This is a genomic window from Kitasatospora sp. NPDC058218 (assembly GCF_042882445.1).
Lineage (GTDB): Bacteria > Actinomycetota > Actinomycetes > Streptomycetales > Streptomycetaceae > Kitasatospora.
On the sequence record NZ_JBHVWC010000022.1, the window covers coordinates 79,526 to 90,563 of the forward strand.

Annotated in this window: 13 protein-coding genes; 7 read left to right on the top strand and 6 right to left on the bottom strand. The window is 74.9% G+C overall.

What is annotated here, in order from left to right; all coding sequences use genetic code 11:
• Nucleotides 1-8: 8 nt before the first annotated feature.
• Together ACFVYI_RS16235 and ACFVYI_RS16240 are read left to right on the top strand one after the other, a co-directional pair.
• Nucleotides 9-479 carry an SRPBCC family protein gene (locus ACFVYI_RS16235; protein WP_387885660.1) on the top strand — a complete coding sequence of 157 codons (471 nt, stop codon included), beginning with the start codon at nt 9-11 and terminating at the stop codon, nt 477-479.
• A 109-nt stretch (nt 480-588) separates the two neighbouring features.
• Nucleotides 589-1,176 (top strand): DinB family protein, encoded by a 588-nt coding sequence (locus ACFVYI_RS16240; protein WP_387885662.1) that lies wholly within the window; start codon nt 589-591, stop codon nt 1,174-1,176.
• Between the two features lie 23 nt (nt 1,177-1,199).
• Here ACFVYI_RS16240 and ACFVYI_RS16245 read toward each other — a convergent pair whose 3' ends face one another.
• Complete coding sequence (locus ACFVYI_RS16245) at nt 1,200-1,874, bottom strand: formylglycine-generating enzyme family protein (RefSeq protein ID WP_387885664.1); 675 nt, start codon at nt 1,872-1,874, stop codon at nt 1,200-1,202.
• Here ACFVYI_RS16245 and ACFVYI_RS16250 point away from each other — a divergent pair.
• On the top strand, nt 1,873-2,043 hold the full coding sequence (locus tag ACFVYI_RS16250; protein ID WP_387885667.1) for a hypothetical protein: 171 nt from the start codon (nt 1,873-1,875) through the stop codon (nt 2,041-2,043). The two genes, ACFVYI_RS16245 and ACFVYI_RS16250, sit on opposite strands and share 2 nt — an antisense overlap.
• On the opposite strand, the gene ACFVYI_RS16255 is transcribed toward ACFVYI_RS16250, so the two are convergent.
• The 3 genes from ACFVYI_RS16255 to ACFVYI_RS16265 are packed head-to-tail and all read right to left on the bottom strand — an operon-like array spanning nt 2,027 to nt 4,571.
• Complete coding sequence (locus ACFVYI_RS16255) at nt 2,027-2,857, bottom strand: class I SAM-dependent methyltransferase (protein WP_387885670.1); 831 nt, start codon at nt 2,855-2,857, stop codon at nt 2,027-2,029. The two genes, ACFVYI_RS16250 and ACFVYI_RS16255, sit on opposite strands and share 17 nt — an antisense overlap.
• A complete protein-coding gene (locus tag ACFVYI_RS16260; protein ID WP_387885673.1) occupies nt 2,854-4,173 on the bottom strand; it encodes an RNA polymerase sigma factor in 1,320 nt (439 codons plus the stop codon). The genes ACFVYI_RS16255 and ACFVYI_RS16260 overlap by 4 nt, the downstream gene beginning before the upstream one ends.
• On the bottom strand, nt 4,170-4,571 hold the full coding sequence (locus ACFVYI_RS16265) for a YciI family protein (protein WP_387885676.1): 402 nt from the start codon (nt 4,569-4,571) through the stop codon (nt 4,170-4,172). The genes ACFVYI_RS16260 and ACFVYI_RS16265 overlap by 4 nt, the downstream gene beginning before the upstream one ends.
• 234 nt (nt 4,572-4,805) lie before the next feature.
• Between ACFVYI_RS16265 and ACFVYI_RS16270 the strand changes: the two genes are divergently transcribed.
• The gene (locus ACFVYI_RS16270) at nt 4,806-5,738 is read left to right on the top strand and encodes an oxygenase MpaB family protein (protein WP_387885679.1); all 933 of its coding nucleotides are present in this window, start codon (nt 4,806-4,808) and stop codon (nt 5,736-5,738) included.
• A gap of 66 nt (nt 5,739-5,804) precedes the next feature.
• On the opposite strand, the gene ACFVYI_RS16275 is transcribed toward ACFVYI_RS16270, so the two are convergent.
• A complete protein-coding gene (locus ACFVYI_RS16275; RefSeq protein ID WP_387885681.1) occupies nt 5,805-7,115 on the bottom strand; it encodes an MFS transporter in 1,311 nt (436 codons plus the stop codon).
• A complete protein-coding gene (locus tag ACFVYI_RS16280) occupies nt 7,112-8,047 on the bottom strand; it encodes a DMT family transporter (RefSeq protein WP_387885683.1) in 936 nt (311 codons plus the stop codon). The genes ACFVYI_RS16275 and ACFVYI_RS16280 overlap by 4 nt, the downstream gene beginning before the upstream one ends.
• A 142-nt stretch (nt 8,048-8,189) precedes the next feature.
• Here ACFVYI_RS16280 and ACFVYI_RS16285 point away from each other — a divergent pair, with 142 nt between their 5' ends.
• The 3 genes from ACFVYI_RS16285 (at nt 8,190) to ACFVYI_RS16295 (ending at nt 10,911) form a co-directional block, all read left to right on the top strand.
• A complete protein-coding gene (locus tag ACFVYI_RS16285) occupies nt 8,190-9,110 on the top strand; it encodes a LysR family transcriptional regulator (RefSeq protein WP_387885685.1) in 921 nt (306 codons plus the stop codon).
• Between the two features lie 311 nt (nt 9,111-9,421).
• Nucleotides 9,422-9,955 (top strand): DUF2332 family protein, encoded by a 534-nt coding sequence (locus ACFVYI_RS16290; RefSeq protein ID WP_387885687.1) that lies wholly within the window; start codon nt 9,422-9,424, stop codon nt 9,953-9,955.
• A gap of 194 nt (nt 9,956-10,149) precedes the next feature.
• Nucleotides 10,150-10,911 carry a MerR family transcriptional regulator gene (locus ACFVYI_RS16295; RefSeq protein ID WP_387885689.1) on the top strand — a complete coding sequence of 254 codons (762 nt, stop codon included), beginning with the start codon at nt 10,150-10,152 and terminating at the stop codon, nt 10,909-10,911.
• Nucleotides 10,912-11,038: the final 127 nt, after the last annotated feature.

Here is an 11,038-nt window from a genome sequence, read left to right on the forward strand (position 1 = left end):
AGACCGCCATGGAGACCATGACCGTCGAACGCGTCATCGACGCCCCCATCGACGACGTGTTCCACTGGCTCACCACGACCACCAACTACACGGCTTCGCCGCTGGTGCTGCGCTGCCGCCTCGTACGGCACGGCAGCGGGGCGCCCTACGGCGTCGGCGCGGTCCGCGACCACCTGTGGCTCATCGGCCGGTTCAGCGAGCGCATCACCCACTACGACCCGCCGTACGCCACCGAGTACGTCGTCGACCGGAGCCTGCCGCCGTCCCGGCACGAGCTCGGCCGCATGACGTTCACGGAGGTCGACGGCGGCACCCTGGTCCGCTGGACCACCCGGGCCGAGGTCGGGATCCCGCTGCTCGGCGGCCTCCTCACCCGTCTGTTCGCCCGGCCGGTCATCACCCGCACGTTCCGGAACATCCTCGACGCCGCCGCCACCGCACTGTCCGCACCTCCCGGCGGAACCGCACCGGCCCGCTGAGTGCCCGCCGAGTGCCGCGCTGCCGGACCCCGGCGGAAGGGGGGCCGGTGGCGCGGGAGTTGCGCCAAAACCGGTGGACAGGGACCGCCTGGACGACAGACTGATCCACATGATCGGATCAGATTCCAAGGCAGATCTTCAGATATATCTGCAGGACGCACGCGATGCCCTGCTCTGGAAGCTCGACGGGCTGTCGGAGTACGACATACGCCGCCCGATGACTCCGACCGGCACCAATCTGCTGGGACTGGTCAAGCACGCGACCGGCGCCGAGGCGGTCTACTTCGGCGCCACCTTCGGGCGGCCGTTCGCCGGGACGCCCCTCTGGATCACGGGCGACGCCGAGCCGAACGCGGACCTGTGGGCGACCCCCGACGAGACGCGGGAGCAGATCGTCGGGCGGTACCGCGAGGCCTGCGCCCACGCGGACACGACGATCGAGTCGCTGCCGCTCGACGCGGTCGGCCGGGCGCCGTGGGGGAACCGGAGCGAACAGACGCTCCACCGCGTCCTCGTCCACGTGGTCGCGGAGACCCAGCGGCACGCCGGGCACGCGGACATCGTCCGGGAACTCCTCGACGGGACCACGGGGCTGCGGCCCGGGGACGACAACATGGCGCCCGGCGACCGCACGTGGTGGGAGGAGCACCGGAACCGGGTGGAGCGCGCGGCCCGGGAGGCCGAGCGGCGCACCTGACGACCCGCACCCCGTTCGGCGCCTCAGGCCCCGAGCGAGCGAGCGACGCGGAACCCCACGTCGTCGACCCGGAAGCTCGGGTGGCTGCGGCGCCGCGCGGAGGCCCGGCAGCTCCAGTGCTCGTCGAACCAGCCGCCCCCGCGCAGCACCCGGTAGGTGGCGTAGACCTCGGCGTCGTAGACGTCCCAGCACCAGTCCCACACGTTGCCGAGCATGTCGTGGAAGCCCCACGGGTTGGGCCGCCGACCGCCCACCTCGTGGATCCGCTCCCGCGAGGTGCCGCGGTACCAGGCGACCTCGTCGAGCGGTCCGTAGTGCGGCCCGGTCGTACCGGCCCGGCAGGCGTACTCCCATTCCGCCTCGGTCGGCAGTCGGTAGCCGTCGGCCGTCGCGTCCCAGGTGACGCCCTCGCCGTCGGCGTCCCGGCGGTAGGCCGGCGCGAGCCCGTCGCGCCGGGAGAGGGCGTTGCAGAACCGGACGGCGTCCCACCAGGAGACGCTCTCGACGGGCAGCCGGTCCCCGCGGGCCGTGCCCGGCCGCTCGCCGGTGACCTGCGCGTACAGCGCCCGGGTGACCGGGAACGCCCCGAGCCGGTAGGGCGCGAGTTCGACCGCCCAGCTGCGCTGCGTCCGCCGGTCCGACAGCGTCACCCGCCCCGGCGGGACGGCGATCATCGTGTGCTCCGCGCTCGGGTCCATGATCAGCCGATCCTACCGGGACACCGCGGGCGCGGCACCGGTGATCACCCGTCAGCCGGCCGGGGGCGGGCGCGAGGCCGGGGTCCCCGTGGCCGCCGACGACGGCCACGGGGTGAACGCCGCCGCACCCCGCGGCGTCCCGGGCGAGCCGGTCAGACCCGCCCGGTGAGGATCGAGACCCGGACGTGCTCCGGGTACACCGCCCGGCCGGGCGGCAGTGCGGCGCGCAGCCGGGCGGCGAAGGCCTCCCGGTCGGCCGGGGCGGGCAGGGCCGACGCGGGCACGGCGGACCAGACGGTACCGAGGAGCTGTTCGAAGGTCAGCTCGCCCTCGTAGTCGACGGTGCTCTGCCGCACGTCCGTGAACCCGGCGGCGGCGAGGGCCCCGGCGTAGCGCTCACGGTCGGCGTCGGCGGTGCCGCAGGAGACGGCGAGCGGGTGGCCGAAGTGCTCCTCCAGCACGGTGTGCAGCGCCCGGGACCAGTCGCTCTGCTGCGCCCAGACCGGCGTGCCGTTGGCGATCACCGCGACGCCGCCGCCCGGGCGGGTGATCGGGCGCAGGGCGCGGAACAGCTCCTCGTGCCGCATCCAGTGGATGGCGTTGCCGATCACCGTGAGGGCGAGCCGGGCGGGCAGCAGGTCGGCGAGCGCCGGGACGTCGGTGTCCGAGCCGAGCAGCCAGAGCCCGTTGCGGACGCCGTGGCGGGCGGCGGCCGCCCGGGCCCGGGAGAGCATGTCCGGCGTGGGGTCCATGCCGATCACCGTACGGACGTGGGCGGCGAGCGGGAGCGTGAGTTGTCCGGTGCCGCAGCCGAGGTCGAGGGCGGCGTCCCCGGCGGTGGGGTCGGCGTCCAGGGCGAAGGTCGACCGCAGCGCGTCGAGGACGGGGGGCGGGTACCCCCGGCGGAACTCCTCGTAGTAGGCGGCCACATCACCGGAGAAGTCCTGCCCGGGGAGGTCCGGGGTGGATGGAGGTGTCGTCATGGTGTGCAGCCTCCCCCGGGGCCGGGCCCGGCGGGCGGGCGATCGCTGTCGGCTGAACCCTCCGGTCGGGCAGCGGAGTTCGCCAGGCGGGCGGCGCGCAGGCTGAGGTGGTGGCGTTCCGGCAGGCTGGCAGTGCGGCGGGCCGCGGCGCGGTAGTCGGCGACGGCGGCCTCGCGCTCCCCCGCCAGCTCGTGCAGATGGGCGCGGACCGCGTACAGCCGGTGGTGGTCGGCGAGGGTGTCCTGGGCGTCGGCGAGGAGGGCGAGTCCGGCGGCCGGGCCGGCGACCATCGCGGTCGCGACCGCCCGGTTGAGCGTGACCAGCGGATTGTCGGAGATGCGTGCCAGCACGCCGTACAGGGCGAGGATCTGCGGCCAGTCCGTCTCGGCGGCGGTCGGGGCCTCGTCGTGGACGGCCGCGATCGCCGCCTGCACCTGGTACGGCCCGACCGGCCCGCGCGGCAGGGCGGCCGTGATCAGCGCGATGCCCTCGGCGATCGCGGCGGCGTCCCAGCGGGTGCGGTCCTGCTCGGCGAGCGGGACGAGGTCACCGCCCGGGCCGGTGCGGGCCGGTCCGCGGGCGTCGTTGAGCAGCATCAGCGCGAGCAGTCCGGCCACCTCGCCGTCGTCCGGGAGCAGTGCGTGGACGGCCCGGGTGAGCCGGATCGCCTCCCGGGACAGCTCGACGCGTTGCAGGTCGGGCCCGGCGCTGCTGGTGTGGCCCTCGTTGAACACCAGGTAGAGCACGTGCAGCACGGCGTCCAGCCGGGCGGGCCACTCGGCGGCGTCCGGCATCCGGAACGGCACGCCGGAGGCCTTGATCCGCTGCTTGGCGCGGCTGATCCGCTGACCCATGGTGGTCTCCGGGACCAGGAACGCCCGGGCGATCTCCCCGGTGGTCAGGCCGCCGACCGAGCGGAGGGTGAGCGCGATCGCCGAGGCGGGCGTGAGGGCCGGGTGGCAGCAGAGGAAGAGCAGGGTGAGGGTGTCGTCGCGGGCGGCCGGGTCGTCCTCGTCGGCGGCCGCCGCGGTGGACCGGTCGGCCGGCGCCTGCGAGGCCACCAGGCCTTCGCGCCGGCGGCGGGCCTGCTCGCTGCGGACCTGCTCCGTCATCCGCCGCACCGCGACCTGGATCAGCCATCCGCGCGGGTTGCGCGGCAGCCCCTCCTCGGGCCACTGGGTGGCGGCGTCCAGCAGGGCCTCCTGCACGGCGTCCTCGGCGGTGGCGAAGTCTCCGTAGCGGCGGGTGAGCACGCCGAGGACCTGCGGCGCGAGTGCGCGCAGCAGGTCCTCGACGTCTTCGGCAGGTGCGGTCACAGCTCGGTCGGCGGTGCGGACATCACCTGGCGCACCTCGATCGGCATGTTCAGCGGCCGACCGCCGGGGCCGGGCGCGGCGGAGACGTCCGCGGCGATCTCGACCGCCCGCTCGGCGGTGTCGCAGTCCACGATCCACCAGCCGGCCACCCACTCCTTGGTCTCCGGGAACGGCCCCTCGGTGACCACGGGGGCGCCGCCGCTGTGCGAGCGCACGATCCGGGCGGTCTCCGGCATGGCCAGCCCCTGGGCGTCGACCAGCTCCCCGGCCTCGGCGAGCTTGCCGTTGGTCTCCCTCATGAAGCGGATGTGCGCCTCGATCTCCTCGGGCTTCCACTCCTCGATCTTGGGGAAGTCGACCGTCTTCTCACTGAACTGCATGAGCAGCATGTACTTCATGGTCCTGCGCCTCTTCTCGGCTCGTCGTCCCTCGTCGAGGCCCCGGTGGGCGCCTCTCACGAGTAGGTAGAAGCACGCCGCGCGATCTCGACGTCCTCGGCGGAAGATCTGCGAGAAAAGTTAGCCGCGCGGTGGGCGCCGGGCGTGCACCCACGCCCGGCGCCCACCGCGTTGACCGCCGCCCACCGCACCCACCGCGTTGACCCGCCCCTGACCGGCCCCTAGGGTCGGCCTGTGCAGCGATACGACTGGCTGAAGAAGATTCAGCGGATGGACCCGGAGACCGAGTTCACCGAGATCTACCGGATCAGCAGTTGGTACGAGTTCCCGTGGGACACCACCCAGTCGCTCGGCTTCGCGCTCTACCGCACCTACGCGGTGCCCAGCATCGGCCGGCTGCTCGCGCGGACCGGCGAGTTCACCCGCCGCACCCAGAAGCGCTACGACGACACCGTGCTGATCCTGGAGGCCGTGGTCGAGCACGGCTTCGACTCGGAGCAGGGCCGGGAGGCGATCCGGCGGATGAACCGGATGCACCACCGGTACGACATCTCCGACGACGACTTCCGGTACGTGCTCGCCACCTTCGTCGTGGTGCCCAAGCGCTGGCTGGACGACTACGGCTGGCGCCCGTACTCGGCGCACGAGGTGCGGGCCGCCACCAACTACTACCGCGAACTGGGCCGCCACATGGGCCTGCGCGACATCCCGGAGACGTACGAGGCGTTCGAGCGGCTGCTGGACGACTACGAGCGCGCCCACTTCGGCCACCACCGGGGCGGCCGGGACGTCTCGGACGCCACCCTCGCCCTGATGGCCTCCTGGTACCCGGCCCCGCTGCGGCCCTCGATGCGGATGTCCTCGATCTGCCTGCTCGACGACCCGCTGCGCGAGGCCTTCGGCTACCCCAGGCCCCCGGCCGCCCTCCGGTACGCCGTCCGCTCCGGCATGCGGCTGCGCGGCAGGCTGATCCGCCTCCTGCCGCCGCGCCGCACCCCGTTCCTGGCCCGCGACGGCCGGCAGGTCCGCAGCTACCCGGACGGCTACCGCATCGGCGAGCTCGGCACCTTCGAGGAGGGCGGCGCCCCGACGGGCGGCTGCCCCTTCCCGCACGCCGCAGACCAGGTCGGACAGGACCAGGAGCCCGCCCCGCGCCCGGAAGGCTGACCCCGGCACCGGGGCGTCCGCCTCCGCCCCGGGCGGGCCCTCACCCGGGCAGGGCGACGGTGAACGTCAGGCCGACTTGAGGTCCGCGGCCGGAGACCGTCCCGGGGAAGGCGCGGCGGCGGGCCCGGTCGGCGGGTCGGGGAGGCGGCGGCGGGTGCGGATCGGCGAGAGGTAGACCGGGAGGAAGGCGGTCGCGAGGAGGGCGCCGCCGAGCCAGAGGGTGGGGTGGAGCCCGGCCAGCTCGCCGAGCAGTCCGGCCAGGGCGGCGCCGACCGCCATCGCTCCGGTGAGCAGGAAACGGAAGGTGGCGTTCATCCGGCCGAGCAGCGCGTCCGGGGTCATCCGCTGGCGCAGAGTGACACCGAGCACGTTGTCCATGCCCGTCTTGAAGAGCAGCAGCAGCCAGCCGAAGCCCGCCACGTACAGTCGGGCACCCTCGCCGATCAGCGGCACCAGCAGACCGGCGGGCGCCATGCAGAGGCCGACCAGGCCGAGCGTACGGCCGTAGCCGACGCGGGCGGCGAACGGGCGGGCGCAGCGGGAGCCGCACAGGACCCCCAGGCCGCCGACCGCCCAGAAGAGGCCCAACGCGCCGGCGGGAAGGTGGAGTTCCCGGACGAACAGCACCGGGAGCAGGGTGTTGACGATCTGGAAGCCGAGATTGGTGAGGGCCGCGGTGAGCGCGAGGGCGCGGAGCTCGGCGTTGCCGAGGACGTGCCGCAGGCCCTCCCCGATCTGCGCACCGAGACCGGGGGCGCCGGGGGCGCCGACCCGGGGCGCGGCCGGCGACGGCGCGGGAGTGTCGCGCAGGGCGATCAGGCGCAGCGCGGAGCCGAGATGGCTGACGGCCGTCGCGGCCACGGCGGCGGGCGCGGTGAGCAGTTGGACCAGGGCGCCGCCCGCACCGCGCCCGGCGATGTTGCCGACCGCCATCAGGCCGACCACGGCGGCGTTCGCCTGCACCAGATGGTCCCGGCCGACGAGTTGGGGCAGCACGCTCTGCGAGGCGACGTCGTAGAAGACGGTGGCGCAGCCGCTCAGCAGCGCGACGGCGTACAGCTGCCAGAGGGTGAGCCCGCCCAGCCACCAGGCGAGCGGGACGGAGGCGTACAGGGCGGCCTTCACGAGGTCCGCGACGACGAGGACGCGCCGGTGGCGCATCCGGTCCACCCAGGCGCCGGCGGGCAGACCGATGACCAGGAACGCCAGGGTCCCGAGGGTGGCGAGCGCCCCGACCTGCCCGGCGCTCGCGTCGAGGGCGGCGACGGCGATCAGGGGCAGTGCGACGTAGCCGATGTTGGTGCCGAGCTGGGTGAGCGCGGTGGCGGTGAACAGGGTGCGGAAGTCACGTATCCGCCAGGGTGATTCGGAGCTCATGAGCCGTTCGTTCGGTCGGTGGGGGCGAAGGGTGCGGCGGCCGGGCGGGCCGTGACCGGCCGTTCCCGGCGGCGGTACGGGCGGGTCAGGAAGACCCCGGCCAGCACCACGATCATTCCCGTGACGGTCCGGGGGCTCAATGGCTCGTCGAGGACGAGCGCGCCGAGCCCGGTGGAGACGACCGGCAGCAGGTAGCCGACGGTGGCCGCGGCGGTGGCGCCCTCGGTGGCGATGAGCCGGTAGTTGAGGTGGAAGGTGAGCCCGGTGGAGAGCACCCCGAGGACGGCGACCGCCGCCAGCGCCCGGAGGTCGAACCCGTCCGCGCTGCCGGCGGCGGCCGGCAGTGCGAGCGTGCCCAGACCGGCCGCGACGGTGAGCTGGGCGGCGGAGAGGGCGAGCGGGGCGGTCCCGGTTCCGGTGAGCACACGGCCCATGTAGGTGAAGGCCACCGCGTAGCTGGCGGCCGCGCCCAGCAGAGCGAGCACGCCCCAGCCGGAGGCACCGCCCTGCTGCGCCGACCCCGCGCCCTGCCACGGCGAGAAGATCAGCAGCACTCCCGCGAAGCCGAGCAGCAGACCGCCGAGGCGCCTCGGGTGCCACCCGCGTTCCGTCCCGAGCGCGAGGCCGATCACCAGCGACCAGAGCGGAGTCGTCGCGTTGAGCACCCCGGCCGGCCCCGAGCCGACGGTCCGCACGCCCAGGGCGGCCAGGAAGAAGGGCAGCGCGTTGCAGAAGAAGGCGGCCACGGCGAGCCGGAGCCAGATCGCGGCGCCGCGCGGCAGCCGCTGCCGGGCGGCACGGGCGAGGAGCAGCAGCACGGCGGCTCCGAGGGCGGAGCGCGCCGCGGTGATCTGCAGCGGGGTCAGCCCGTGCTGCAGCGCGAGCTTGGTCCACAGGAAGCCCGAGCCCCAGAGCAGGGCGAGAACGGCCATCCGCACCACGGGACACCTGCCTTTCGGTCGTCGGCCCCCTCCTCGGAGTGCCGTGACGAACGCTGCCCTGCCGGGACACAACAGGACAAGTGAAATGTTCTGCAGCATGTTTAAGCCGCCCTACACCTTTAGGCTGGTCCGCATGCTCGATGTACGACGTCTGCAGGTGCTCCGCGCGGTGGTCACCGGTGGCTCGGTGAGCGCGGCCGCCACCACGCTCGGCTACACCCCGTCCGCCGTCAGCCAGCAGGTGGCGGCCCTGGAGAAGCAGACCGGCACGGCGCTGCTCGAACGCGCCGGGCGCGGGGTGCGGCCGACCGCCGCCGGGCGACTGCTCGCCGAACACGCCGCCGTCATCGAACGGCAGCTGGCCGAGGCCGGGACGGCACTCGCCGACCTGCTGGCCGGGCGCAGCGGCTCCCTGGCCGTCCGCTACTTCGCCACGGCGGGTGCCGCCCTGGTGGCGCCCGCCGTGGCGGCCTTCCGCGGCGGGCACCCGGGGGTGCGGCTCGACCTCGCGATGACCGACCCCGAGGACCCGTTGCAGGACGTGCTCCGGGGCCGGGCCGACCTCGCGGTGGTGGTCCGGCCCGACGGACGCGAGCACCCCGGGCTGCGCCTCGTCCACCTGCTCGACGACCCGTACCGGGCCGTGCTGCCGAAGGGCCACCCGCTCGGGGCGAAGCGCGTCCTCGACCTGGCCGATCTGGCCGACGAACCGTGGATCGGCACCGAGCGGGCCGGCCCCTGCCTCGACACCGTCCTGGACGCCTGCGCCGAGGCCGGGTTCCGCCCCGGCGTCGCGGTGGACAGCGAGGACTACCCGACCGCGCAGGGCTTCGTCGCGGCCGGGCTCGGGGTGGCGCTGGTCCCGCTGCTGGGCCTGGCCCGGCGTCACCCCGGCGTGATCGTGCGGAAGGTCCGCACGCCGGAGCCGGCCCGCGCGATCCACGCCGCCGTCCGGGAGAGCGCCTGGGGCCAGCCCGCGCTCGCCCGCCTCGTCACCGCCCTGCGGGAGACGGCGCGAGCGGCGCAGCCGAACTCCCGGGCGGCGCCGGCCTGAACGCGGCGCGGGCCCGAACGCGGCGCCGAGCTGTCATGGCGAGCTGTCCCGGCCGAGGCTCCGCGCCCGCCACGGCCCGGCGCAGTCCGGTTGAGCGCGCTCTCCGGGTCGGGGCCGCAGTGACTCTTGTGGGCGAGGTCGGCGAGGGTGACGAACCATCGCCGGCCGTCCGCGCCCGCTGCCGTCCAGTGGTGGTCGCCGTGGCCGACCGGCGCGCAGGCGAGGCCGGTGGCGTCAATACCGAACTCCCGCACCGCAGTTCGAATCCGGCAGTCGCCGAGTCCGTCCGGTCGGGTCTTCATGCGGGGAGGGTGGCGACCCGCTCGGGCGCGCTGCCGGAGCGCCCGGTGCCGTTCCCGGCGCGGCTGCCCGAGGTGGTCTGGCGGGCCGGGGTCGACCTCAACCCGCTGGACGTCCGGGACCAGGACGACGTGCGCTGGCTCGAATCCCTGGTCTGGCCCGAGCAGACCCACCGCCTGGAACGGCTGCGCGGCGCCGTGCGGATCGCCCGGGCCGAACCGCCGGAGCTGGTCCGGGGCGATCTCAACGCCACCGTGCGGCAGCTGGTGGCGCGATCCCCCGAGGGGGCGACCCCGGTGGTGTTCCACAGCGCGGTGCTCAGCTACCTGCCCCCGGCGGCGGTGGAGGACTTCGCGGCCACGATGCGCACGCTGCCCGGGCACTGGATCTCCAACGAGGCACCGGCCACGCTGCCCGCCGTCGCGCGGCAGCTGCCCGACCACTCGGTGACGTCCGGACGGGCGGCGTTCGCCCTCGCTCTGGACGGGCGGGCGGTCGCCTTGACCGGGCCGCACGGACAGTCGCTCGACTGGCTCGGGGCGTAGGGGACGGCGGGCCGTCGAACGGCGCCCCGGCGTGCGAGGCGTCCCGGATCGCGGGGTGTGCTGCGCGGTGGGCGCGTCCAGCGCCCGGGCGCGTCCCGGACCGCGGACTTGAAGGTGCCGCAGCGGCAGCTTCTACCGTCCTGTTCAGGGCCGGAGGGACCGGCCCGCCGAGGCGAAGGTGTGAGGAGAAGGCGATGGTCTGGCCGATCGCGGAGGTCGCCCGGATGTCGGGTGTCACGGCCCGCACGCTCCGGCACTACGACGAGATCGATCTGCTGCCACCCGCCCGGATCGGCTCCAACGGCCACCGCTACTACGAGGAGGCGCAGTTGCTGCGGCTGCAACAGATCCTGGTGCTGCGGGCGCTCGGGGTGGGCCTGTCCGAGATCGGGCTGATCCTGGCCTCGCAGGTGGACGAGCTGGAGGCCCTGCGCGGCCACCGGCGCCGGCTGCTCGCCGAGCGCGACCGGCTGGACACGCTGGCCGTCACCGTCTCCCGCACGATCGCCGAACTGGAGGAGTCCAGGAAGGACGGCACACCCATGACCGGAATCAACCGACCGGAGAACCTGTTCGAGGGCGCCCGGCCCGCCGACTACGAGGAGGCCCTGCGCGACTGGCCGGAGCTCGCCGAGCAGGTCCGGCGGGCCACGGCGACGATGAGCGAGGCCGAGATCGAGGCCGGGCAGCGCGAGCGCACCGCGCTGATGATCCGGCTGGCCGAGCTGATGGCCGCCGGCACGCCCGTCGAAGCCGACGCGGTGCGGGCGGAGATCGACGGGCAGTACCGGTCGCTGACCGCGCTGCGGCCGGTCACGGCCGAGGAGTACCGCGCGATCGGTCGCTCCTGCGTGGAGGACGAGCGGTGGCGCGCCGCGTACGAGGCGATCGCACCGGGGCTCGCGGCGTACCAGCGCGACGCCATCGAGGCGTACGCCGCGGCCCGCCTCACCTGAACCACCGGCCGTGGGGGCGCCCCGGGCGCCGGGGGCGCGGGGGGGGGGGCGGGCCCCCGCCCCCCCCCCGGCGCGGGGGGGGCGCCCGCCCGCACGCGCGGACGACGCGCGCGCCCGGGGGGGGAGT